17 protein-coding genes and 7 tRNA genes are annotated in these 23533 nt (G+C 48.2%); 18 read left to right on the top strand and 6 right to left on the bottom strand.

Annotation, left to right across the window (positions count from 1 at the left end):
* Positions 1 to 27: 27 nt before the first annotated feature.
* Genes MHM93_RS13345 through MHM93_RS13335 form a run of 3 tightly spaced genes read left to right on the top strand, consistent with a single transcriptional unit; the run spans position 28 to position 1574 of the window.
* Positions 28 to 339 carry a YqcC family protein gene (locus MHM93_RS13345; RefSeq protein ID WP_239449413.1) on the top strand — a complete coding sequence of 104 codons (312 nt, stop codon included), beginning with the start codon at positions 28 to 30 and terminating at the stop codon, positions 337 to 339.
* Positions 336 to 1124, top strand: coding sequence for a tRNA pseudouridine(65) synthase TruC (truC, locus tag MHM93_RS13340; protein ID WP_239449412.1), 789 nt, complete (start codon positions 336 to 338; stop codon positions 1122 to 1124). Before MHM93_RS13345 ends, truC begins: the two co-directional genes overlap by 4 nt.
* Positions 1125 to 1574: a flavodoxin gene (locus tag MHM93_RS13335; protein WP_022946710.1), complete on the top strand. Its 450-nt coding sequence runs from the start codon at positions 1125 to 1127 to the stop codon at positions 1572 to 1574.
* 46 nt (positions 1575 to 1620) lie between these two features.
* Here MHM93_RS13335 and MHM93_RS13330 read toward each other — a convergent pair whose 3' ends face one another.
* Positions 1621 to 3180 carry a LysM peptidoglycan-binding domain-containing protein gene (locus MHM93_RS13330; protein ID WP_130148391.1) on the bottom strand — a complete coding sequence of 520 codons (1560 nt, stop codon included), beginning with the start codon at positions 3178 to 3180 and terminating at the stop codon, positions 1621 to 1623.
* Positions 3181 to 3272: 92 nt separating this feature from the next.
* Positions 3273 to 4040, bottom strand: coding sequence for a hydroxyacylglutathione hydrolase (gene gloB / locus MHM93_RS13325; protein ID WP_239449411.1), 768 nt, complete (start codon positions 4038 to 4040; stop codon positions 3273 to 3275).
* 54 nt (positions 4041 to 4094) lie between these two features.
* Here gloB and MHM93_RS13320 point away from each other — a divergent pair, with 54 nt between their 5' ends.
* Positions 4095 to 4853, top strand: coding sequence for a class I SAM-dependent methyltransferase (locus MHM93_RS13320; protein ID WP_130148395.1), 759 nt, complete (start codon positions 4095 to 4097; stop codon positions 4851 to 4853).
* Here MHM93_RS13320 and MHM93_RS13315 read toward each other — a convergent pair.
* Positions 4801 to 5622 (bottom strand): MBL fold metallo-hydrolase, encoded by an 822-nt coding sequence (locus MHM93_RS13315; RefSeq protein ID WP_239449410.1) that lies wholly within the window; start codon positions 5620 to 5622, stop codon positions 4801 to 4803. The genes MHM93_RS13320 and MHM93_RS13315 overlap by 53 nt on opposite strands.
* 90 nt (positions 5623 to 5712) lie before the next feature.
* Positions 5713 to 6183, bottom strand: a complete 471-nt coding sequence (gene rnhA / locus MHM93_RS13310; RefSeq protein ID WP_130148399.1) for a ribonuclease HI — start codon at positions 6181 to 6183, stop codon at positions 5713 to 5715.
* A 66-nt stretch (positions 6184 to 6249) separates the two neighbouring features.
* Between rnhA and dnaQ the strand changes: the two genes are divergently transcribed.
* The 9 genes from dnaQ (at position 6250) to MHM93_RS13265 (ending at position 9185) form a co-directional block, all read left to right on the top strand.
* A complete protein-coding gene (gene dnaQ, locus MHM93_RS13305) occupies positions 6250 to 6963 on the top strand; it encodes a DNA polymerase III subunit epsilon (RefSeq protein ID WP_022946716.1) in 714 nt (237 codons plus the stop codon).
* Between the two features lie 24 nt (positions 6964 to 6987).
* Positions 6988 to 8358 (top strand): TIGR03503 family protein, encoded by a 1371-nt coding sequence (locus tag MHM93_RS13300; protein WP_239449409.1) that lies wholly within the window; start codon positions 6988 to 6990, stop codon positions 8356 to 8358.
* Positions 8359 to 8458: 100 nt separating this feature from the next.
* A tRNA-Asp gene (locus MHM93_RS13295) sits at positions 8459 to 8535 on the top strand.
* Positions 8536 to 8560: 25 nt separating this feature from the next.
* Positions 8561 to 8637 (top strand) — tRNA-Asp (locus MHM93_RS13290).
* A 27-nt stretch (positions 8638 to 8664) separates the two neighbouring features.
* Positions 8665 to 8741: transfer RNA gene (locus MHM93_RS13285), tRNA-Asp, on the top strand.
* A 29-nt stretch (positions 8742 to 8770) separates the two neighbouring features.
* A tRNA-Asp gene (locus MHM93_RS13280) sits at positions 8771 to 8847 on the top strand.
* 43 nt (positions 8848 to 8890) lie between these two features.
* Positions 8891 to 8967 (top strand) — tRNA-Asp (locus MHM93_RS13275).
* 38 nt (positions 8968 to 9005) lie between these two features.
* Positions 9006 to 9082, top strand: a tRNA-Asp gene (locus MHM93_RS13270).
* 26 nt (positions 9083 to 9108) lie between these two features.
* Positions 9109 to 9185 (top strand) — tRNA-Asp (locus MHM93_RS13265).
* A gap of 233 nt (positions 9186 to 9418) precedes the next feature.
* Here the strand turns inward: MHM93_RS13265 and MHM93_RS13260 are convergent.
* A complete protein-coding gene (locus MHM93_RS13260) occupies positions 9419 to 11344 on the bottom strand; it encodes a S9 family peptidase (protein WP_239449408.1) in 1926 nt (641 codons plus the stop codon).
* Between the two features lie 188 nt (positions 11345 to 11532).
* Positions 11533 to 13992: an acyl-CoA dehydrogenase FadE gene (gene fadE / locus MHM93_RS13255; RefSeq protein ID WP_022946719.1), complete on the bottom strand. Its 2460-nt coding sequence runs from the start codon at positions 13990 to 13992 to the stop codon at positions 11533 to 11535.
* Positions 13993 to 14444: 452 nt separating this feature from the next.
* On the opposite strand from fadE, the gene MHM93_RS13250 reads away from it, so the two are divergent.
* From MHM93_RS13250 to MHM93_RS13230, 5 genes are all read left to right on the top strand, one after another.
* Positions 14445 to 15209: a class II glutamine amidotransferase gene (locus tag MHM93_RS13250; RefSeq protein WP_022946720.1), complete on the top strand. Its 765-nt coding sequence runs from the start codon at positions 14445 to 14447 to the stop codon at positions 15207 to 15209.
* A 108-nt stretch (positions 15210 to 15317) separates the two neighbouring features.
* Entirely contained in the window at positions 15318 to 16268 is a 951-nt protein-coding gene (locus MHM93_RS13245) for an acetoacetate decarboxylase family protein (protein WP_239449407.1), read from the top strand.
* Positions 16261 to 18477: an NAD(P)-binding protein gene (locus MHM93_RS13240; RefSeq protein ID WP_239449406.1), complete on the top strand. Its 2217-nt coding sequence runs from the start codon at positions 16261 to 16263 to the stop codon at positions 18475 to 18477. Before MHM93_RS13245 ends, MHM93_RS13240 begins: the two co-directional genes overlap by 8 nt.
* 53 nt (positions 18478 to 18530) lie before the next feature.
* Positions 18531 to 20786 (top strand): TonB-dependent receptor, encoded by a 2256-nt coding sequence (locus MHM93_RS13235; protein WP_239449405.1) that lies wholly within the window; start codon positions 18531 to 18533, stop codon positions 20784 to 20786.
* Between the two features lie 20 nt (positions 20787 to 20806).
* On the top strand, positions 20807 to 23497 hold the full coding sequence (locus MHM93_RS13230) for a 7TM diverse intracellular signaling domain-containing protein (RefSeq protein ID WP_239449404.1): 2691 nt from the start codon (positions 20807 to 20809) through the stop codon (positions 23495 to 23497).
* Positions 23498 to 23533: the final 36 nt, after the last annotated feature.

Raw genomic sequence — 23533 nt, 5'->3', positions numbered from 1 at the left:
TTTTGAAGTTACCGCAATAACCGTGTTATGTCGTATTCCATCACTCAATTGCTCACGCAGTTGCAAGGTGAATTAGCTAATGCAGGCTTATGGCAAGATAAGCCCGTTGCTGAGCATTTATTGCAATCCAGCCAACCTTTTTGTGTTGATACCCTGAGGTTCGAACAATGGTTGCAGTTCGTCTTTATTCCCAAAATGCGTGCCCTAATACACGCAAAACATCCTCTGCCTTCGGCTATAGCTTTAACACCCATGGCTGAGGTCTATTGGTCAGGGCAGTATGCGCAATTGCACACAGTGCTTAAGTGCATAGATATTACTCTCGGAGGGGGAGAGTGAACGACTTAACCGGTTCGGCAAAGGTTGCAGCAGTACAGCCGCTCGATATTCTATATCGTGATGAGCACTACATCGCTATTAATAAACCGTCTGGACTACTGGTTCATCGCTCTTTTTTGGATAAGCATGAAACCCAATTTGCAATGCAAATGCTGCGCGATCAAATCGGTCAACATGTGTATCCACTGCATCGCTTAGACAGACCCACATCCGGTGTATTATTGTTTGCGCTTAGCAGTGCCGCCGCCAATCGTGCAGGACAGCTGTTCAGTGAAGGAGGGATGCGCAAACGTTATCTAGCGTTAGTCAGAGGTTTTGCCCCTGAGCAGCAATGTATCGACAGGCCGCTAAAGGAAAAACTAGATAAAATTGCCGATAAATATGCGCAACAAGACAAGCCAGCACAATCAGCGCGCACTGATATACGCTGCTTGTTGCAAGCAAGCCTGCCTATCGCCTTAGGAAAGTTTCCCAGTGTTCGTTATTCGCTGGTGGAGTGTTGGCCTAAAACAGGGCGTAAGCATCAGATACGTCGCCATATGAAGGGCATTAACCACCCTTTGATTAACGATGTAAACCACGGTGATAATACGCAAAATCACTTTTTTGCCGAGCACTTCGAGGTTTCGCGGCTAATGTTGTTTGCAACCGATGTGTACTTTGGGCATCCTTACAGCGAAGAATTGATTCACATTAATGCACCACTAGGTGAACACGCACTCGCCGTTTTTGAGCGCCTCGGGTGGCCGGTGTGTGAGCAAGCTTATTATGCGAAGGAGTTTTAAATGGCCAAGATTAATATTTTTTACGGCAGTGTCTATGGCGGTGCGGAGCGTCTAGCCGACAGTGCCGAGGAGCAGCTACAAAAGCACGGCCATGAAGCCACAGTGATTGACAACCCGCAAGTGGAAGATGTTAGCAACAGCGAATATATATTAGTGATCACATCGACCACAGGGCAAGGGGATATTCCCGATAACCTCATGCCACTGTTCGCCGCTTTACAAAGCCAGTTTCCTTTATTAGGTGGCACCCCGTTTGCGGTCATTGCCATGGGTGATAGCAGTTATGGCGATACTTTTTGTGGTGCGGGTAAGCAAGTTGAAGAGCTTTTGATGGAGCTGCAAGGTAAGCCGCTGCTGCCACGCTTAGATATTGATGCCCTAGAGGACTTTGATCCCGAGCCGGTGGCGCAACCTTGGTTGGCTCAGTTTGCTGGTGCAATAACCAAGTAGCATGATGTCTTAAGACAAAAAAAGCGCTCATATATGAGCGCTTTTTTTAGCCGCGTTTTACAGCCACAATGAGTTTGAGCTTTTGCCCAGGGTAGAGGTATTTTTTACCGTTTAAGTTATTCCATTTGCGAATGTCGCCAACGCGCAGCCCGAATTGCTTAGCAATGCGTGATAGTGAGTCACCGCGACGAACCTTGTAGGTAATGGTGCGGTTGGTCGTTTGCGGTAACGCTTGGCCTGTGGATTGGCGAATTTTTAGTTTTTGCCCTAACCGTAACATGGCGTTGTTACCCAGATTATTCCAGGCTTTTAGCTGTGCTACGGTGACGTTGTACTCACGGCTGAGATCCCACAGCGTATCGCCGGACTTTACGGTATGGCTGCGTGTTAGTGATGTCGTACCATTGACCGCTAAACGTACTTTTTCTGGTAAGTGCGAGGCCGCCTTGTCAGATAAAGGCACCATCAGCGTTTGCCCTGCGCGTATGGTGCTTGACTCTAATGCGTTTAAAGTGCGAATAGCGCCAACACTGGTATTAAACTTTTTAGCGATCACCGATAAGCTATCGCCCGCAGCCACTTCATACTGTTGCCAACGTAAGCGGTCTTGCAACTTCGCCGACGCTAATTGTTGTTTGAATGGCGTGATGCTATCAAGCGGCAATAGTAAGTGATGTGGCCCCTGTGGATCGGTGGCCCAGCGGTTGAATGCCGGGTTGAGGCGATACAGCTCAGAAAGCGAAATACCTGCCATTTCTGCTGCTAAAGCTAAGTCAATCTGTGAGCCAACATCGACACGGTCAATCACTTGGGCATTAACTATTTTGTTCCACTTAATGCCAAACTCATCATGGCGTTTAAGTAGGTCTGCCAGTGCCAATAGTTTTGGCACATAGGCGGTGGTTTCCCGTGGCAGATCAAGTGACCAGAAATCGGTAGGCAGGTGCTTACGACGATTTTTCTTGATCGCTCGCATGACTCGCCCTTCACCGGAATTATAGGCAGCAATTGCGTTTAGCCAGTCGCCTTCAAGGGTTTTATGCAAATAAGAAAGATAATCCAATGCGGCGCGGGTTGATTCGGCAATATCGCGACGCCCGTCGTACCACCAGTTTTGTTTTAAGCCAAAGCGTTTGCCCGTTTGTGGCATAAACTGCCAAATACCACTGGCACTGCGGTGAGAATAACCGTAAGGGTCGAAAGCACTCTCGACAATCGGCAGCAGCGCAATCTCCATCGGCATTTTACGCTTTTCGACTTCCTCAACAATGTAATATAAATAAGGCTCGGCACGTTTGGCAATGCGATCCATATAAGCTTGATGGCGCGCATAGTAATTACGCTCAGCAACCACAGGACGATTTTGCGGAACTTCTATTGAGAGCTGATAGCGGATCCGCTCCCAGACATCGTCAAATACAGGTGCTTCTTCTAGCTGTTCAACTATCTCATCGCCGCCTAGGGTGTCGATTGTTAGCGCATCGCTTATCTCTTGCGGGGACGCAGTATTGCTAGGGAGTTTAGTGATGGGAACATCCCTAGAGGTGGTTTGGCAACCACTTAAAAACGCAGTTAACACCGCTGCGATGAGTATATGCTTATTCATGAACTGTTAATCTTTGGGCAAAACTGCGGCGCATACTAGCAAAAATTGATGAGATCCTACGAATTTTGCGCAATTGTACCGCAGATAGAGACTCAGAAATTGTCCTTCCAAGCACGAAGACCTGCAAATATTGCACTGGGTTCACCGCTGGTAGCGTGTCGATATGCCGTAGGGAGTGCTTGTGGCGATATTTTATCGGCACGAAGGAAAGGGTTGATGCGTTTTTCCTGGCCGATAGTGCTAGGGAGGGTCATCTGTTGTTGCTCACGCAATGCATTGACCTTGTTTGTGTAGCGCTGCACCTCTGCATCCTCAGGTTGAGCTGCTGAGGCAAAGGCCATGTTTGCCTGAGTATATTCGTGCGTACAATACACCAAGGTCTCATCGCTCAGGGTAAGGAAGATTTGCATTGATTGCCACATTTGCTCTGGCGTGCCTTCGAATAGGCGGCCACATCCTCCACTGAACAATGTATCCCCACAAAATATCAACTGCTCATTGATATAGCTGATGTGATCAAGGGTGTGCCCCGGGGTGGCACGAACTAAGAAATTGAGCCCAAATACGTCAATGCTATCGCCATCTGCGAGCGTGTGCTCGATGCCCGTAAATGGGCTATTCTGTGGTCCGTACACTGGTGCCTCTGGGTAGGCCTGTTTCAGTGCGGCAACACCTGTTGTGTGATCCCAATGGTGATGAGTAACTAGTATCCCCGCCAGCTGATAGTCATGCTGTTCGAGGTAGCGCATTACCGGTTCAGCATCCCCCGGATCGACTACATAAACGTGAGGTTTAGTGGGGTGCACCAGGGCCCAAATATAATTATCATTAAAGGCGTTGATTGCGTCGACTTGCACCATAGCGAATAGCTCTATATCGTTAACTTATGCCCCTTAGTATAACGAGCTAAATCTGTGAAACCAGCACTAAGCTTTCAACAACATCCTGCGCCCTATACCTGGCAGCAGTTTCCTCATGGTGACTACTTGCAAAATGACGTAGAACGCAAGATGCAGCCGTGGTTAGAGCGCATGTTCGGTTATCATCTGTTAAAAATTGGCGATCTGAGCGTACAGCTAGATACATCCGCGAGCCCCATAAAGCATCAAGTTGGGGTGGCAGCGCGTTCACAACAAGCTGGCGTACTTGCCGAAGTCGATGAGCTCCCTTTCTATGAAGGCAGTGTGGATGCGTGTATTCTGAGCCTGTGTTTGGAATATAACAGCGACCCCCATCATATTTTGCGTGAGGCCCATCGCACACTGATCGCCGGTGGTTACATTGTTATTACCGGCTTCAATCCGTTTAGCTTTTGTGGCGCTGCTAGCCTGATCCCATTTAGCCGTCAAAAACTGCCTTGGAGCGGGCGCTTTTTTACCCCTTCCCGGGTCAAAGACTGGCTCGACCTATTGGGCTTTGAGCTGATTGCCGATGAGCGCTTTTTACATGCTTCACTGGCACGAGGCTCGCGTTTATCGCGCTTTGCCCGCTGGCGCAGTTTTTGTCGTCAATATTTAAAACCCATGGGCAGTGTATACATGCTGGTGGCACGTAAGCGGGTGACACCCCTGACTCCCATTAAGCCTAAATGGCACGCACGGCCAAGTTTTAAACCTGCTATTAAAGGCGTTGAGGTGAGTCGGCGGCAACGACGCGCGCACCCTGAAGATTAAACGGCACAGCTTTATCCATTAACTTGGGCTTATTGAGGGTGGCATCACGTTGCTGACGCTGTGCGATAAACTGCGGTGCTGATTGTTGTAAGTGCACATTTTGTTCACGCTGACAGCCAATGGTGCTGTGGTAGTCTAAAGCTCGCCCCTCTGGTTGATAGTCGTGACACACCCACACCTTGGTGTCACTGGGTAGAGATAACAACTTTTGAATTGAATGATAGAGCTGTTCAGCACTGCCTTTAGGGAAGTCACAGCGCGCGCTCCCAGAATCGGGCATAAACAAGGTATCGCCAATAAACACATGGCCATCAACGTAAATGCTGATGCCATCTGGGGTGTGCCCAGGTGTTTCAAGTACCTTGAGCTCATAATCACCTAAGGGTAGACGGTCGCCATCATTGACTTGTTTATCAAATTGCTCGCCATTAGTGGCACACGCTAGTTGGTATATGGGTTTAAGTGTTTTTTGCACATCGCGGATATGTTGACTGACCACCGTTTGCCCACCACATTGCTCACCAACGTAGTTACATGCGCTGAAGTGATCGGCGTGTACATGTGTTTCAATGAGCCATTTAAGTGTTAATTGGTGGCGCTCAAGGTAGCGGATAATGATATCAGCACTGGCAAAACTCATTGTGTCTGTCGCCGCATCGTAATCAGCGACCGCATCAATCAACGCTGCATGTCGCGTAGTAGGGCAAAACAGCACATAACTTAACGTGTGACTAGGAGAATGATAAAAAGGCACCACGGTGAGAGACATAGTTAATCCGCTTTAGGTATATGATATAACCAAAACTTATATCATATGTCGGCGTCTGTAAAGAGGGACAAGGTGGGTGCCTCAACACCGTCAATCTGTTGGTTGATAGCCGGTGTCTTCCAACAACGATGCGCTGGTTGCGGCAGTGCGTGCGAGCTCATCGACGATGTCATTTTCTTTATGTCCGCTGTGGCCTTTAACCCAGCGCCAATCAATGGTGTGGCGTTGGCAAGCCTCGTCAAGGCGCTGCCATAAATCAACATTTTTAACCGGTTGCTTGCTGGCGGTACGCCAGCCGCGTTTTTTCCAATTCGCTAACCAACTTTCTATGCCTTGTTTTACATATTGGCTGTCGGTAGTAAGGACAATGTCACAGGGGCGGGTGAGCGATTCCAAAGCGACAATTGCAGCGAGTAATTCCATGCGGTTATTGGTCGTGGTTTGATACCCCTGACTTAGCGTTTTCTCGTGCTTTCCGTAACGCATAAGAACACCGTATCCCCCTGGACCCGGATTCCCCAAACACGAACCATCGGTATAAATTTCTACGCTTTTTTGCACGCTTTACCTTGTTATTATGTACAATGAACGAAGCAGCAAAGATAGCAAATATGAGCGTAAACTGATATGGCGCAAAGACAAATAGTGCTTGATACCGAAACTACAGGCATTAGCCCGAAAGAGGGGCACCGCATTATTGAGATAGGTTGTGTGGAGTTGATCAATCGCCGGCTAACCGGCAACAATTTTCATGTTTACATTAATCCCCAGCGCGACATCGAAGACGAGGCCATCGACGTGCACGGGATCACCAATGAGTTTTTGCAAGATAAACCGCTATACCACCAAATAGCCGATGAGTTTCTTGACTATATCCGTGGTGCAGAACTCGTTATTCACAATGCCCCGTTCGATGTGGGTTTTATGGACCACGAATTTGCCATGCTGAATCGAGGCTACCCCAATACTGAGCAGGTGTGCCAAGTACTCGACACGTTAACCATGGCCCGGGAAATGCATCCTGGACAAAAGAATAACCTCGATGCGCTTTGCCGCCGTTATGATATTGATAATGCAAAGCGAACGTTGCACGGCGCATTACTGGATTCTGAGATTCTTGCTGACGTCTACTTAGCGATGACCGGCGGTCAGAAGAAACTTAATTTGGCGCAACATAATGAACAGCAAAATCAAGGCGACGATGGTGACATCATTCGTTTAAACCCAGATAGACCTGCCTTAACGGTGCTGCGTGCTGACGAACAAGAGTTGGCGGCACATGAGCAGCGTCTAGACTTGGTAGAGAAAGAGGGCGGTCATTGTTTGTGGCGCACTCAGTAAAGATAAAAGGTGAAAAGGGTGGTGATGGCAAAATTAATTCTCATCAGTATGGTGCTGCTACTTGGTGCAGGTGTCAGTGCGCCAGCATTGGGCGATGAGCAGGAAAAGCTGACCGTATTGGCCGAGGGCAATGAAATCCCGCTGCTGGATAACCGCTTTCGGATTGACCACGATGTTGACAAGATTACGCTGCTCTTTTTTCGCCGCCAAGGCTCACCCGCCGTTGTGTTGGTGCGCCCAGATGGCAGTAAAATTTATGCCACCCACTCACTCAATGACGACAACCTACAGTGGCATGATGAACTCGGCTATGACTTAATCGTGCTCAACAAACCGATGCCAGGGCCTTGGCAAGTGGTTGGGCAAATCTTGCCGGACAGCCGTATTATGGTTATCGGCGATATCTCTCTTCAAGTTGATGAACTTCCCCCTCTGCTTTTTCGTGGCGAAATTATTAAGCTGACGGGGAAGGTGTTAAATGATGGTGAGCAGGTGAAAATTGGCCGCTTCCGTGATGTCATTAACATGCAAGTTGATTTCGTTAGTACTAATAATAATGAATACAGTAACTTTGGTGCCCGCACAGAGCATGTTGCCAACTTTAAAGATGATGGTCGAGGTTTTGATGAGCGCCCGGGTGATGCGATTTTCACAGGAGAGTTTCGTCTTGATTTTGCCGCCGGACAGTGGCGGCCAGAGATAGCCCTAACCACGCCCATCATCCAACGTAAAGTGGTGCAAGAGCCAGTGGTGGTCAAAGAGCCGCCGCTCACTTATGAGCTTCATGAGGGAGCCAAAGGCGAAAGCCACGAGTTACACATTACCCTTGATGAGCAGCTACTCGATCCGCAATCGGTTTTGCTCCAAGGAAAGATCTTTTATCCCAATAACGATGAACAAGCCTTTTCATTGCCAGCTGAGCAAGATAACACGCGCGTGATCACCATTAGCAATTACGAATGGGGGCGTTATTCGCTGCAAATAGAGCTATACGGCACGAACAGTAATGGCCGTGAGTTTATGTCAGCCCTGCCTGATTATGAATTTGCCATTGCTCGGCCCATAGAAAAGGTCGAAGAAATAGCGCCACCGGTGAGCCAAGCGCCTACCGAATTGGCAGAGCAAAGTGATCAGCCAAGTGCGATGAGCAATGCGTTATTCTACAGCTTGGTGGTGTTAGGGAATGTGTTTATTTTGCTCGCTGGATGGGCAGCAATTCGCGTCTTGGTGCAAAAAAAGCCACTTTTGGGCAATATTAATTTATTGTTCTGGAAGAAAAAAAGTGCCCAAAGTGATGAGCAAGAAACAAACAGCTCTGAAGCTAACTCAGATAAAAATGGCTCAAAAAGTGATAAATCAGGTGAAATTTTAAACCTTTCGATGTCAGATGACTAAAAAAGCCCTAAAAATTCAAAAAAACTATTGACTCACCAAGGGGTGATTCGTATCATTCACGCCGCTGTCAGGGCAGAGCTTCTGGCAGTTTGGATATCGCGGAGTGGTAGTTCAGTTGGTTAGAATACCGGCCTGTCACGCCGGGGGTCGCGGGTTCGAGTCCCGTCCACTCCGCCAGTTATCCAATGTTTGCTTACTCGTTGGAGTGGTAGTTCAGTTGGTTAGAATACCGGCCTGTCACGCCGGGGGTCGCGGGTTCGAGTCCCGTCCACTCCGCCAGTTAAGTAAACAGCCTTATTCCGTCGCGGAGTGGTAGTTCAGTTGGTTAGAATACCGGCCTGTCACGCCGGGGGTCGCGGGTTCGAGTCCCGTCCACTCCGCCATTCGGAATAGAAAAAATATAAATCTCTGCGGAGTGGTAGTTCAGTTGGTTAGAATACCGGCCTGTCACGCCGGGGGTCGCGGGTTCGAGTCCCGTCCACTCCGCCATCTTTATATTTTTTAGTACATTGCTTTATTCAGCGTTTGTCGCGGAGTGGTAGTTCAGTTGGTTAGAATACCGGCCTGTCACGCCGGGGGTCGCGGGTTCGAGTCCCGTCCACTCCGCCAATGTCTGAATAAATCCTATGTACACACATCGTCACTGCGGAGTGGTAGTTCAGTTGGTTAGAATACCGGCCTGTCACGCCGGGGGTCGCGGGTTCGAGTCCCGTCCACTCCGCCACTTAGACGATGCACTCATACCACTGCGGAGTGGTAGTTCAGTTGGTTAGAATACCGGCCTGTCACGCCGGGGGTCGCGGGTTCGAGTCCCGTCCACTCCGCCACTGAGTGTGCTCACTCAGTATTTCTAGATACATTCTTACTATTCCTTTATCTATTCCCTTTCAATACCCGCTATGGGTGCTGCTTCTATTTACCTGTAATAAGCGTAGATAGGCGGGTGCTGTGTTTTCTAGCTATAAGCGCGCTTGCAAAGAACGATGCGACATGTGTAGGCGGTGCGTGAAGGCAGTTAACAGGGAGAGGGTGTGGCCAGCATGCACTGGCCACAGCAGTATTATTGACCTCTTAAATGTTTATCAAGAAAAGACAGATACGCATTGGCCGCTGTAATGCGGTTTTCACGCTTACTAAAGCCGTGGCCCTCGTCGGGGAAGAGTACATACTCAACTGGCACCCCATTGGCTTTCACTGCGGCAACGAGCTCATCGCTTTCAACCTGCAGAACTCGGGGATCATTGGCTCCTTGTACCACTAATAACGGTTTTTTGATGTTATCTGCGTGGAACAACGGTGAGATACGACGATGACGCTCTTCATCGGTGGCCGGATCGCCCATCTCATCGTAGAGTGCCTTTTTGTAGCTCTCCCACCAAGGTGGAATGGATTTCAGTGTCCGCACCCAGTTAGTAACGCCAAAGATATTAATACCCACTTCAAATTCGTCGGGGGCAAAGGCGAGTGCTGCTGCCGTCATATAGCCACCGTAACTGCCGCCGATAATGCCAATCTTATCGTTATCGACCCAGTCCAGCGTTTGTAAGTGCTTTTTGCCGTAGATAATATCTTGTAAGTCTTCTTCACCGTGCTTTTTGTCATCGAGGTGAAAGAAGGTTTTGCCATAGCCGGCACTGCCACGGTTATTCACTGCAAAAACCGCGTAACCTTGGTTCACTAAGAACTGTCGCATAGCATTATAACCCGTGCGACTTTGGCCACCTGGGCCACCGTGCACCCAGACTAAAGCAGGAACTTTATTGGTGGCTGAGGCCTGCTTAGGCTTGTACAAAATGCCGGGAATGGTGAGTCCATCAAAGCTTTTAAAGCGGACCACTTCGCTGCTCACGAGGTTCTCTTCAGCAATGTTTGCACTCAGGGTGTTGGTGAGACGCTGCGCTTGGTCGCTGCCAATGCGCCATACATATAGATTGCGTGGGCTGGTATCTGAGCTTAAATAAAATGACATGATTTGCTCATCATCACTAAATTCGACGCCACTGAGCGTGCCTTTAGGCAGTGCTGATGGCAATGCCAGCTCTTGGTTTGTCTTAGTATCTATAATCGTTACCTGCGTGCTAGCATCGGCATTGACGGCGCTGACGCGGTACCGTCCAGACTTTGAGTACTCCATAAAGCTGACATCCCAGTCGGCGTCCAAAGCAAGTTCATGCTCTTGTGTGGCCAAGTTATAGCGCCACATTTGGCGAAACTCGCCTTTGGCATTCGTAGTGTAATACAGTGATTGCCCATCAACACTGAAACTCCAGGCGCTATACTTGGCTGGTTGCTCGTGAGCGCTGAGAAGCTTAGGGCCTTCATCAGATGCAGTATCCAGTAGATAAAAATCACTATCACGATTATCGTGGTGCTTAGTTAGCGCGATATATCGGCCATCTGGGCTAATGGCACTGACATCAAGCCCCGTTTCGTTGGTATACACACGCTGAGACTCGTAACTATCGCTATCGAATTTGTATAAGTCCATAAACTTGGCGTCACGCTGGTTGCTCAGCACATAAAAATGTTGCCCGTCTTGGCTAAAGCCTGCAAATGCCGCGCGGGTCTCTTCGCCGGGCGTTAAGTCGGTGATCTCGCCTTGCTGATCGCGAACAAACACGTGCGTGCGCTCATTACCACCGCTATCTCGGCTAAACAGAATTCGGTCGTCCTTGGGAAAAAATGCCAGTGCATAGGTGCTGTCTTTGGCATCGGTCAGCTGTGTGCGGGCGCCGGTTTTAATGTTAACTTCATAGAGGTTAAACACCCCATTCTCATCACTGCTCAGTAGCAGCTTATCACCACTATGGTTGATGCTATTGCCTCTTAAACTCACGGTATCGTAGAAGGTCTCGGCGCTGTAAGTTTGGAACTGGCTTTGCGTTTGTACACTTTGTAGCTCGTTAGAAGAGCTCTGCTGGCATCCGACTAGAGAGAGCGCGATGGCACTTGCTAGGGCACTGGCAATAAAATGCTTCGCTATCATAAATAGATATCCTGTTAGTTTTTTAGGTATTGTTATTAGCGCTTTTAGTGTTCGGGTTCCCGCTGGGAAAAGCAAGGCTAGGCAGGGTCTTTTTTAGGTGCAAATTGTTAGCAAATTTTGCAACAGCCATAAAAAAGCCAGCATATGCTGGCTTGGTGTCGTGGAAAAGTGCAATTGTGCACAAATTATTAAGCAGCAGACGCCTTTTTGTTTGGTCGTCTGCGCGCGGCTTTACCCGCGAGTAAGTCGGCGGGATCAAAGTCATCAACGTTGATCACATCCAAACGTTGCTGCTCGACATCGCGCAATTGATGGGCTTCTTGTTCACTGAGCACGCCTTCATCAAGGCCCATTTGTGCAACCTTATCAAGCTGAGTGAAGGGCAGCTTTTTACCCGTCGCGCGGCATACCTTATCGAACAACGGCTCCACAGCAAGAATGTTGCGTAGTGTTTGCTCTTGTTTACCGAGTAGGCTGTGTGGGCCATCGGTTAAGAAGATATGCTGTGACAAGCGCTCACGAGTCTCGTTAGGCGTTTGCAGTAGCTGGGCAATAACATGCTCTTGCTTATCGGTTGGCTTGCGCACTGGGCGGCCCCAAGGGAACAAAATAACCTTAAGCACACCGCGCAAAAACACTGAGGGCATGTTATTGATTAAATCAGCCAGCGCACGCTGACAGCGATACAAGTATTCCTGACAGGCCCATTTAACTAATGGCAAATCTTCTTTGCGGCGGCCTTCGTCGTTGTAGCGTTTCAAAGTCGCTGATACTAAGTACAGGTAACTTAGCATGTCACCAAGGCGTGCAGAGATGCGCTCTTTGCGTTTTAGTGAGCCACCAAACACCGCCATACAAATATCAGACATCAGCGCCAAAGAGGCACTGAAACGCGCCGCATCGCGATAAAACTCTGTGGTTTCATCTTTATAAGGCACGCTGGTAAAACGCGCTCCGGTTAATGCTAGCCACTTCGTACGTACCAAGTTAGAAATGGTGTAGCCGATATGGCCCATTAGGGCATTGTCGAATACATCCAAAGCTTCATTGCTGTCTTCGATACTGCAGGCATTCAGCTCGGTTAACACAAACGGGTGACAGCGAATCGCGCCTTGACCGTAAATAATCATGTTCCGAGTGAGGATATTGGCACCTTCTACGGTGATCGCAATAGGAGCACCTTGATAACCTCGGCCAAGGTAGTTATTTGGCCCTAGGCAAATGCCTTTACCGCCATGAACATCCATAGCATGCATGGTGGACTCACGCATTTGCTCGGTCAGGTGATATTTCAAAATGGCTGAAATGACAGATGGCTTTTCACCTAAATCAACCGCGCCGGTAGACATACTGACCGCTGCATCACTGGCATAGGCGTAACCACCCAGTTTCGCCATGGCTTCTTCAACACCTTCCATTTTGCCAATGGGTAGGCGGAATTGGCGGCGAATACGGCTGTAAGCGCCAGTAGCAACAGCAAGCGATTTAATGCCGCCCGTTGAATTTGACGGTAGGGTAATAGCACGACCAACCGACAAACACTCAACCAGCATACGCCAGCCTTGACCAGCCATTTTTGGACCACCAATGATGTAGTCTAATGGCACGAAAACGTCTTCGCCTTGGGTTGGGCCATTTTGGAACGGCACATTCAAAGGGAAGTGGCGACGGCCAATTTTTACGCCTTCCATATCGGTTGGAATAAGCGCACAGGTAATGCCGAGCTCTTTTTCATCGCCCAGCAAGCCGTCTGGATCACGTAGCTTAAAAGCAAGACCAAGCACTGTCGCGACCGGTGCAAGTGTGATGTAGCGCTTGTTCCAAGTTAAGCGAATACCAGTCACTTCTTCGCCGTTAAATTCACCCTTACAGACCACACCAAAATCAGGAATGGCACTGGCGTCAGAACCCGCTTCGGGAGAGGTCAGTGCGAAGCATGGGATCTCATCACCTTTAGCCAAACGAGGGAGGTAATGGTCTTTTTGCTCTTTGGTTCCATAGTGCTGAAGTAGCTCGCCCGGGCCTAATGAGTTAGGTACACCGACAATTGACGATAACAAGGTCGACTTACTGGTGAGCTTTTGCAGCACACATGATTGGGCGTAAGCTGAGAACTCTAAACCACCAAATTCTTTTTTGATGATCATGGCGAAGAACTTATTGTCCTTCAGATATTGCCAAACCTCTTCCGGTAAATCGGTAAGCTCGTGGGTTGCTTCCCAATCGCTAAACATACCGCACACTTCTTCCACGGGTCCATCAAGGAAAGCCTGCTCTTCAGCGCTCAGCTTTGGAATGGGGTACTGGTGTAGTTTATTCCAGTTAGGACGACCACAAAAAAGATCCGCTTCCCACCATGTAGTACCAGCATCAATGGCTGACTTTTCGGTATCTGACATCGTCGGGGTGACTTTTTTGAAAGCCGCAAAAAGAGGTTTTACGAGGTATTGCTGTCGAACTGTCGTTACAGACAGAGGCACGGCAATAACTAAAAAGATAAGCCAGCTAATGATACCAAAACCACCGGCAATGGTGCCGACAATCATTGTTGCAACGGCAAGACCGAGGCAGGTATTAAAACTGGCGCGATGGTAACTGGCGTAAGACAGCACCACAATAAGCGCAAGTATAAAAAAAAGAAGTGTCATAATCTGATTCCTTGTTAGAGGTCTGACCACTAGCAGCTAGATTAGCGTTACTCAATTAGGGTTGCAAGCCCTCTTGGACTAATTATAGGGTGCTTGCACCTTTTATCACTGACAAATTTTAGTCGATGATAACAAAGGTGATAGGCTCTACTCGTTTTATGCTCAATCTAGTACGTACAAACGGTAATAATGGCGTAAGTCTGATCATTTTAAAATGGGCTGTGCACCTTGCCTTCTCGTTATTTATTCAATAATCAAGTGGTAAGAGTGCAGCCAGATAAGCAGGGGAAAATTTGAATTTGGCTCTGGCTTTTAACCCCTTGGCGTTTTTGTGAAATAATAGCAGTATAGAAAGCTGGCGAATAACCCCTTACTACTAGTTGCGCAGCTTGAATACCAAAACATGCTTGTTCTTAAGCTAGTTTATCTTTGATTTTATTGGGAAGTGTTAAATGTGTGAGTTGCTTGGCATGTCTGCCAACGTACCAACAGATATTTGTTTTAGTTTTACCGGCTTGTTAGAGCGTGGTGGAAATACGGGCCCGCACAAAGATGGTTGGGGGATCACGTTTTATGAGGGTAAAGGGTGTCGCTCATTTAAAGACCCATTGCCGAGTAGCGAGTCAGAAATAGCCAAACTGGTGCGTGCGTATCCCATAAAAAGTAAGTCGGTGATCAGTCATATTCGTCAAGCGAATCGTGGACGAACTTGCTTGGAAAACACCCATCCGTTTACTCGCGAGTTGTGGGGTAAGGAGATAACCTACGCGCACAATGGTCAGCTCTCAGACTACAGTGATTTAAAGCCCTCTTACTATCGTCCTGTTGGTAATACCGACAGTGAGCTGGCGTTTTGCTGGTTGCTCGACAAAATTCGTGAAAAGTACCCCACAAAACCCAGCAATATGGCGAGTGTTTTTCGTTACGCAGCCAAACTGGCGCACCAACTAAGAGAAAAAGGCGTATTTAATATGCTGCTAACCGATGGTGTGTTTGTACTGGCGTATTGTACTAACAATTTGCACTGGATCACTCGCCGCGCACCTTTTGGTAAAGCCACGCTAATTGATGCTGATATGGTGGTTAACTTTCAACAGGAAACCACACCTGATGACATAGTGACGGTCATCGCAACGCGGCCATTAACCAATGATGAGCGTTGGCAAAAAATGCAACCTGGTGAGTTCGTCTTGTTTAAGTTGGGCGAGAAAATTTAACAACGTACTTGTTTAAATAATGTGAACAAATAAAAAGCCATCTATACTCGGTGCACGCGTTGCCCTAACTTTTGGGCCTAAAAGAACAAAACCAGCGAGTAGAGTAGGATGGCTTTACCTTATATTCATTACCCTTCAAACCCCATCGCCAAACCGCCGTGTGGCATGAAAGATGCGCGCATGTTCGGCTTTTTCTTAGCAGGCTGTGAGCAAAAAATGCAGCACTTTGTTGATACCACGTTGAATTCAATCGACTCCTCACCTTACTTTTTTAAAGTACTGGGCTCATCGCCGTTACTAAGCTTTACTGATATCACCCGCATTGCTTCGTTGCAGGCGCCCTTTAGTGAATATGGCTGGATGCAAGAGACTGATATCATCATCTGGTTGCCTGTCGTCAAACAAGCAAAGGGTGATGACCGCGCTTTGCATCTATATTGGTTTCCTGCCTTTATTTGTGTAAATAACATTAATGCTTTGATTAATGGCCGCGAGATTTGGGGTTATAACAAATATTTATGTCGCTACAGCATGCCCGAGAATAAGCAGGCAAACAGTGACTTTTCGCTGCAACTAGAAACCTTTCAACCTTACCACCCAAACACGCAAATGGCCTGGCATGAGCTATTACGGGTTCGTAGAGTGGATGATAATGACAATTGGCTAAGCGAAGCGTATGAGACGACTAAAGAAATAGCCGAGTTATTGTCGCAAGGAGCGCAAGGGGCGCACCTGAGCAAAGAGCTCATCAAACAGTTGTTAGGCGGGGTTACACACCCTTATTTAGACCAAATTTTGTTTAAACAATGCCCGGATGGAATGGCCCAAAACAGTCTTTACAGCGCCGTGCTGCACTCGCCCTCAACCATCAATGCGATTCATGAGGTGGGGTTATTAGAAGGGGAGTATGAGGTTGATATTCGCCATCTTGATGCGTTTCCAATGCAGCAACTCTTTGGTATCGCTACAGGTAAACAATGGGCGCGGCTGCCTTATTACGTCAGTATGGACTTTGAGCAGGCTGGGGCAAGGGTAATTGTGGAGCAAGGCTATGTCTGAGCAGCAAAAAATCGCGATTCTTGGTGGTGGAGTCAGTGCTATGACCGCCGCTGTGTATTTAACGGAGAAAGCCAATTGGCAACAACAGTTTGATATAACGGTGTACCAACAAGGCTGGCGTTTGGGTGGCAAAGGTGCCAGTGGTCGCAACGCGCGTATGGGCCAACGTATTGAAGAGCATGGCTTGCATGTTTGGTTTGGCGCCTATGTAAATTCGTTCCGCACTATAGAGCGAGTTTATCAAGCACTGGATAGACCTGCGACTCACCCTATGGCAACGTGGCAACAGGCATTTAAACCCCACGACGTTATCGCCTTACAAGAGTATATTAACGGCCAATGGCAGCCTTGGGCCATTGAATTTCCACGAATCGAGGGGAACCCTAGTACAGGCACTTTAGATTTACACTTTTGGCAAATTGCTCGGCTTTTGGTCGCCTGGCTGGAGAAGTTTGTCGACGATATAGAGCATGAGCTGGCACATAAACCTGTACTCACCACTCGGAAGCAGCGTGATCAGCACCTTTTAGCCAGCATTATGGAGCAAGTACAAAGTACCTTCAGCAGTATCACTTTGGAGGTAAGTCAGTTTTACACCGAGCTACGCCAAGATGCGCAGCAGGTTGTTTCTAACCCTAGGTTATTATTAGAGCAGCTTAGTGCATTACTCAATTTGCGTGTTAACGACGAAAGTTTTAGCCACAAGTCGGACCGTTTGGGAACTTGGTATATTGTTCGTAAGCTTAAGCGCTGGCTGCGTGAGGAAGTTCGTGAGTTACTCGATGACAATGCGAAGCTGCGTCAAGCTTATATTTGTGCCGATTTAGCGATTGCCATGCTAGTTGGTTTAATTCGCGACAAAATTCATGAACGTGGCTTTGCCAGCATTAATGACCGTGATTTACGCCAGTGGCTTAGCGATAATGGTGCAGACCCACACTTTAGCGTTGATAGTGCTCCAGTAAGAGGGTTTTACGACTTAGTGTTTGGTTACCAAGGTGGCGATTTTAGCAAACCGAATGTGGAGGCGGGGGTCGCAGCCTTGGCTATCCTAAGAATTCTATTGTGTTACCGTGGCGGCGTAATGTGGAAGATGCAAGCGGGAATGGGCGATGTTATTTTTGCGCCCATCTACGAGCTATTAAAGCAGCGCGGTGTGAAATTTGCCTTTTTTCATCAGGTGCAACAATTGTATCCCGACAGTAGCGGGCGCTTTGTGCAAAAAATTGAGTTGTGCAAGCAAGTTGATCTTAAGCACCCAGATTATCATCCCTTGGTGGATATCCACGGCTTACCTTGCTGGCCAAGCGAGCCGTTATATACCCAAATCAACGCAGAACAAGCGCAACTATTAAAGACCCACAACATAAACCTTGAGTCACATTGGAGTGACTGGGAGGCGGTGTATGAGCGTCATTTTTCTGTACCGCTTGAGCGTATTACCCTTGAGCGCGCAGTGGATTTTGATCAGGTGATATGTGGTGTATCAGTGGCAAGCATGGAGCATATAGCGCCAGCGCTTTTAGCAACAGACACTCGGTTAGCGACGAGTGTTAAGGAGCTTGGCACCGTGGCTACCCAAGCAATGCAGCTGTGGCTAAATAAAGACGACCGGCAGCTAGGTTGGCAAGCATCGACAAAACCGCCTATCCTCAGCGCATTTTCCAAGCCCTTCGACACCTGGGCCGCGATGGCACACCTATTACCTTGGGAACAGTGGCCAGAGGATAATCAACCAGCTAATGTCGCGTACTTTTGCAGCGCGTATACGTGCGCTGATTTCCCCCCCGCGAGCGACACGGGCTTTGTGCAGCAGCAATTGCAAAACGTGAAAAACAATTGCCTCGACAAACTCAAGCACAGCATGCATTGGTTGTGGCCAGAAGCTGGCGATAGTGAAAGCTTCCAATGGCATACTTTGTATGCTCCTGCGAGCGCACAGGGTGAGCAACGTTTTGATTATCAATATTGGCGTGTAAACCTCGACCCCAGCGAGCGCTATGTGTTGTCGTTAACAGGCACGAGTCAGTACCGTTTGCATACGCAAGAAACCGACTTTAGCAACCTCTACATTACCGGGGATTGGATTAGCACCGGCGTTAATGCCGGTTGTGTGGAGGCGGCGGTGATGGCTGGCATGCAAACAGCACGGGCGCTATCCGGTGTGCCAACCCATATTAGTGGTGAGCGCGGCTTTTTACCTTGGTAACACGCTACTGTTATGACGAGGTTTCTTCTATACTAAGATCAATAATTAAATTAATGCGTTATAAAAAAATGACTTGGCAACTTAAGCGGACTCTGCTGTGTATACCTTTTGCTTGTACGACGGTCGCACAGGCTCAACAAACTTCAGCTGATGAGCAGATGGAAGTGATCGAAGTGTACGCGCAAAAACGGGCTCAGCAAGCCAGTGAAGTCGGTGTATCGATTACCTATATCGGCGAGCAACAGCTCACGGATGCGGCTATCAAAGATACCACCGAGTTAGGACGGTTCTCGGCAAATGTGAAAATATCGCAAAATGCCGCTGAAGGCACACCGCCGGCCATTAATATTCGTGGTGTCGGGCTGATTGATTACAATACTGCTAATACTTCTCCGGTCGGTTTGTATGTTGATGGGGTAAACAGCGGCTCTGCCAGCCATCAAATTGCTAACCTATACGATATACAGCAAGTGGAGGTTCTGAAAGGGCCACAAGGTACGCTTTTCGGCCGTAACACCACCGGGGGGGCTATTTTAGTGCGCACTGCACGCCCGGAGTTCGATAACTACGGCTACGTCAAAGGCGCTATCGGCAGTGATGATTGGCGTCAAGCGCAGCTGGTGGGGAATATGCAGGTGTCCGAACAGCAAGCTTTGCGAGTTGCGTTAAATCATCAGAAATATGATTACACCAGTTACAACCTTGCCCAAGCTTACCCCGAAGCCGGCCTTGAGCAAAATGACGCCCGGGTTAGTTATTTAGGGCAGTGGCAACAGCTCAATTGGTTTACTAAAGTTGAGTACAGTCGCTGGCAGGGGCTAACACAGCCTGTCGGAAACATTGGAATTTTATCTCCCAGCGATGGCTCACCTTGTACATTGGCCCAAATTAACCAAGGTGGGTGTGTCGACGCATTTGGTTTTAATGATGGCAGCGATGACTTTTGGGCGGTGAAGGTAAACAACAACAATGCTCATGAAACCACCCGTTGGGGACTGACTAATGAGTTAGGTTGGCAAGTGAACACTCACTGGCAAGCGCTCTGGTTATTGGGAGTGAGCGACCTTGAGCGCGACCATGGTTTTAATTGCGATGGCTCGCTCGCGCGGTTATGCGAAGGAAACCTCGGGTTGCAGACACGCAGCTTGAGCAACGAATTAAGACTGCAAGGGCAATATCAGCAGCATCATATCACCTTGGGTGCATATCAGTTATCCGAGCAAATAGAGCAGTTAAATAACAATGATTTGCTGCGTGATCTTCGCGGCATCTTAGACCCGAGCCTGACGGCTAATTTTTTATACGATAACGAGATAGACACTCGCTCTTGGGCACTGTTTGCTCATGCCCAATGGCAGTTATCGCCGCGTTGGGCATTGATTACTGGGATACGCTACAGCGATGAAACTGTCGAGTATGATTCAGTTTCCACACTCAATGTGCCGATTGCCGCAGACCCTCAAGGCGGTATCACCATTGATTATTACCAAGTCAGTGGACAGCAAGATGATGACGGCGTTTCTACGGAGCTGGCGCTACACTATAATGATAGCCGTGATAACCTTTATTATTATCGTTATTCAGACGGCCACAAGAGCGGGGGCTACAATGGCGGTTTCTTATCTACGCCAGAGCAGGCGCAACAGGCTAACTATGGACCAGAGCAACTTAGTGCCCATGAGGTAGGGTTTAAAACGCCAGTAATGCGCTCAGGATTTGGTTTTGATGTGGCTATTTTTTACTATCAGTACGACGACCAACAAGTCTTCATGAATCAAGCTTCAGCTAACCCACAGCAGCCGCCTTTGCAACTGTTAGAAAATGTCGCTAGTTCGCGTATTAGCGGAGCAGAGCTGGCAATGTACTATCGCCCTAAAGGGCCCTGGCGTGCACACTTGGCACTTGGTTATATTCCTAATGCAGAGTTTGAGCAATATACAGATCCCCTAGGCAACACCTTGACGGACCATAGGTTGCCATTTACCTCTAAGTGGAATATCAATGGTGCACTCGCTTACTCGTGGGCATGGACCAACGTCGATATGAGGGCGGGGGTGTCATTTGATTACCAATCCGATTATTATTTTGATCAAAACGAAAACCCTATTGCGTCTCAAGGCGATTATACGCTCTGGGATGCGCATATTGTGGCCGATTACCAGCAATGGCAAGCAAGGTTATGGGCAAAAAATCTGTTTGATACACACTACAGCCATTTAAAGTTCGATCTCAGCGAGTTTCTAGGAATGTATGAAGACTTCAAGGGCGAGGGCCGGCGTGTAGGTTTGGATGTAACCTTCCATTTTTAAGATAGATCCTTGAGGTTGTTGTGACGAGGCACTTAATACAGGTATTGATGGGGTTACTGTTGCTGATAAGTGCCCAGACACATTCGGCGAGTTTGCAGCACGTGGTGGTAACACAGAGTTCCGTGGATTTTGACGCGCCACCCCATTATTATCGCATCAGCGAAACAGCTCAATTACCGACATCAAAAAAACAGTTACTTAGCTGGCTCGAACAGCAGCCTAAAGTAGAGCGTCCGCAGTTATTTGGTGGGCGTTACGTTAGCGTCTACAAGGTTACCAATCAGTCTTCGCAGCAGCAGTGGGTGTATGCCCCCTATAATAGCGTGGTATCTGTCATTAATACGCAGGTATTTACGCAATCAGGAAGCACGCTTTATCAAAGCGGTGAGCGCGGTCAGTATGAGTTTGCTTTTCACTATGGGAAAACACTCACCCTGCCGGTAGATGAGTCGGTAATTATCGTGACCGAGTTTCATAGCGCTGCATTTTATACCCCACCCAAGATAAAGCTATCTACGCCGGGTGACTATCAGCAGCAAGCGATTTGGGAAAACCTCATCATGATGCTGTGTTTCAGTGTGGGTATTGTGCTGGGGCTCTATAACTTATTGATTTATCTAGGTTCGAAAGACAAAACCCATCTTTACTATGCATTTTTTACTGCCGCCTGGGTGTTTGCATGGAGTCACTTCTTTCATATTCCGAGCCAGCTTTTTACCATCGACTTGACCGCTCTGCACTGGTTTGGCTTTATTCTAACACCTTTGGCTAATACCCTATTTTACATCCACCTGCTCAAGCTTAATGAGACCCATCCACGGTTTGCCCGAGGTGCGTTAATCTTCTCATGGGTTTCGTTAATTGGTTTGCCAATAAGTGTGCTCTCCCCTGGAGCTGGGTTTATTTGGGCCACATTTGCGACCGCGATAGCGCTGTGTTTAGGGCTTTACATTGGTATTAGACGAATAATGCAAGGCTACAAACCAGCCCGTTATTTTGTCTTGGCTTACATGTGTATGGCGCTACCAAATATGGTGGGCAACTTAACTAACCTTGGGCTATTGCCTTCGGTCAATATTAATTTGTATCACCTTGGTTTAATCGGTACCGCGTTGGATGCGTTGTTACTCGCTTTTGCCGTGGCCGACAAGTTTAGACTGATTAATGATGCCAATGTTGAATTAACGAAAAACCTTGAAGCAAAAGTGCAAGAGCGTACGGGTGAGTTGCAGGCGTTAACGGTTGAGCTACGGGATGCCAGCGAAGCAAAAACTCGCTTTTTGGCGAACATGAGCCATGAGATCCGTACTCCTATGACATCTATCATTGGTTACGCTGAAGGGCTGTTATTAGGGGATGTAAAAGCGAATGAGCAAAGCCAAGCGACTCATGTGATCGCACAAAACGCCCGCCATGTGCTTGGTTTACTCAATGATATTCTCGACATGTCGAAAATAGAAGCAAACCGTCTTGAGGTCGAAAGCGCGAAAACGCACTTATTTAGCGCCATAGGCCAAGTGGAGTCTATTCTTGGTAAGCAAATTCGCGATAAAGGTTTGGGATTTTCGTTGCATTACCACTTTCCATTGCCGGACTATATCTACACTGACGCCACTCGGTTGCGACAAATATTGTTAAATTTAACCGCCAACGCCTTAAAATTTACCAGTGTTGGCAGCATTAATATTGATGTTGCAGCAAAGGATGAGCGCCTTATTATCACCGTAAAAGACACCGGTATTGGCATGAGCGAGCAAGAACAGTTTCAGCTATTTGAAGCCTTCTATCAGGCGGACTCTTCCACTTCACGTAAATACGGTGGCACTGGGTTGGGCCTAAATATATCAAAGAGCTTGGCGCGCAAACTCGGTGGCGACATTGACGTGCAGAGTATTCAGGGGCAGGGCACCGCTTTTACTGTCGATTTGGCGCTTAAAACAACCGAGCAAACGCAATGGTTAGAGAGCTACAGCAAAGCGCTCAATGCGGATGAGCATAGTGAGGACTGTATCGCTCAAAGTGAGCTGCATGGCCATGTACTGTTGGCAGAGGATAACCGTGATAATGCCAAATTGCTGCAGCGTATATTGGAGCGCATGGGATTGCAGGTGACTTGGGTCGAAAACGGGCAGTTAGCTGTCACTCAGGCGTTGGAAAGAGACTTCGACCTAGTGTTGATGGATATCCAAATGCCCATTATGGATGGCGAGCAAGCACTGTCGTTTTTGCAAGCGACGGGATGTACTACGCCGGTGATTGCACTCACGGCGAATACCATGAGCCATGAAATTGAGCGATATTTAAAGCTTGGATTTGCGGATCACCTTGGTAAACCCATCGACAGAGTGCAGTTTGCTAAAAAGATTGCCCACTATCTCGCACTGCCGGAGCAATTTGTTGATATTGATTTGCCTGAATCGGATATGCAGGCTCTTCGCGATGACTATGTATCAGGGTTGGCTGAGCAGCGGGTGCAGCTAGAAAACCAATCCAGATATGGGGACTTGATCGGGCTTGGTAAGTCTGTTCATGCCCTCAAAGGAAGCGCTGCAATGTTTGGTTTCGAGCAGCTTCAAGCGTTAGCGGAGCAAGCGGATAAGATATTAAAAGGTGAACACCCGGAACAGGCTATGGGGTTAATTGATGGCCTCATCGCAGAGCTGGCTAAGCTTGAGCACGATGCGCTTAAGCGCGACCCGAACTTATGTTAATGGGTCGCTTTTTCAAGGTAAAGCAAGCGAGGACAG

Source organism: Pseudoalteromonas sp. MM17-2 (genome assembly GCF_022347945.1).
Lineage (GTDB): Bacteria > Pseudomonadota > Gammaproteobacteria > Enterobacterales > Alteromonadaceae > Pseudoalteromonas > Pseudoalteromonas ruthenica.
This window is presented reverse-complemented; position numbering and strand designations above follow the sequence as displayed.

What these genes read in the sequence shown, in the direction of transcription:
- MHM93_RS13345 (WP_239449413.1), top strand. Translation starts at nt 28, where the DNA reads ATGTCGTATTCCATCACTCAATTGCTCACGCAGTTGCAAGGTGAATTA.
- MHM93_RS13335 (WP_022946710.1), top strand. Translation starts at nt 1,125, where the DNA reads ATGGCCAAGATTAATATTTTTTACGGCAGTGTCTATGGCGGTGCGGAG.
- MHM93_RS13330 (WP_130148391.1), bottom strand. Translation starts at nt 3,180, where the DNA reads ATGAATAAGCATATACTCATCGCAGCGGTGTTAACTGCGTTTTTAAGT.
- gloB (WP_239449411.1), bottom strand. Translation starts at nt 4,040, where the DNA reads ATGGTGCAAGTCGACGCAATCAACGCCTTTAATGATAATTATATTTGG.
- MHM93_RS13315 (WP_239449410.1), bottom strand. Translation starts at nt 5,622, where the DNA reads ATGTCTCTCACCGTGGTGCCTTTTTATCATTCTCCTAGTCACACGTTA.
- dnaQ (WP_022946716.1), top strand. Translation starts at nt 6,250, where the DNA reads ATGGCGCAAAGACAAATAGTGCTTGATACCGAAACTACAGGCATTAGC.
- MHM93_RS13300 (WP_239449409.1), top strand. Translation starts at nt 6,988, where the DNA reads ATGGCAAAATTAATTCTCATCAGTATGGTGCTGCTACTTGGTGCAGGT.
- MHM93_RS13260 (WP_239449408.1), bottom strand. Translation starts at nt 11,344, where the DNA reads ATGATAGCGAAGCATTTTATTGCCAGTGCCCTAGCAAGTGCCATCGCG.
- fadE (WP_022946719.1), bottom strand. Translation starts at nt 13,992, where the DNA reads ATGACACTTCTTTTTTTTATACTTGCGCTTATTGTGGTGCTGTCTTAC.
- MHM93_RS13250 (WP_022946720.1), top strand. Translation starts at nt 14,445, where the DNA reads ATGTGTGAGTTGCTTGGCATGTCTGCCAACGTACCAACAGATATTTGT.
- MHM93_RS13245 (WP_239449407.1), top strand. Translation starts at nt 15,318, where the DNA reads ATGGCTTTACCTTATATTCATTACCCTTCAAACCCCATCGCCAAACCG.
- MHM93_RS13240 (WP_239449406.1), top strand. Translation starts at nt 16,261, where the DNA reads ATGTCTGAGCAGCAAAAAATCGCGATTCTTGGTGGTGGAGTCAGTGCT.
- MHM93_RS13235 (WP_239449405.1), top strand. Translation starts at nt 18,531, where the DNA reads ATGCGTTATAAAAAAATGACTTGGCAACTTAAGCGGACTCTGCTGTGT.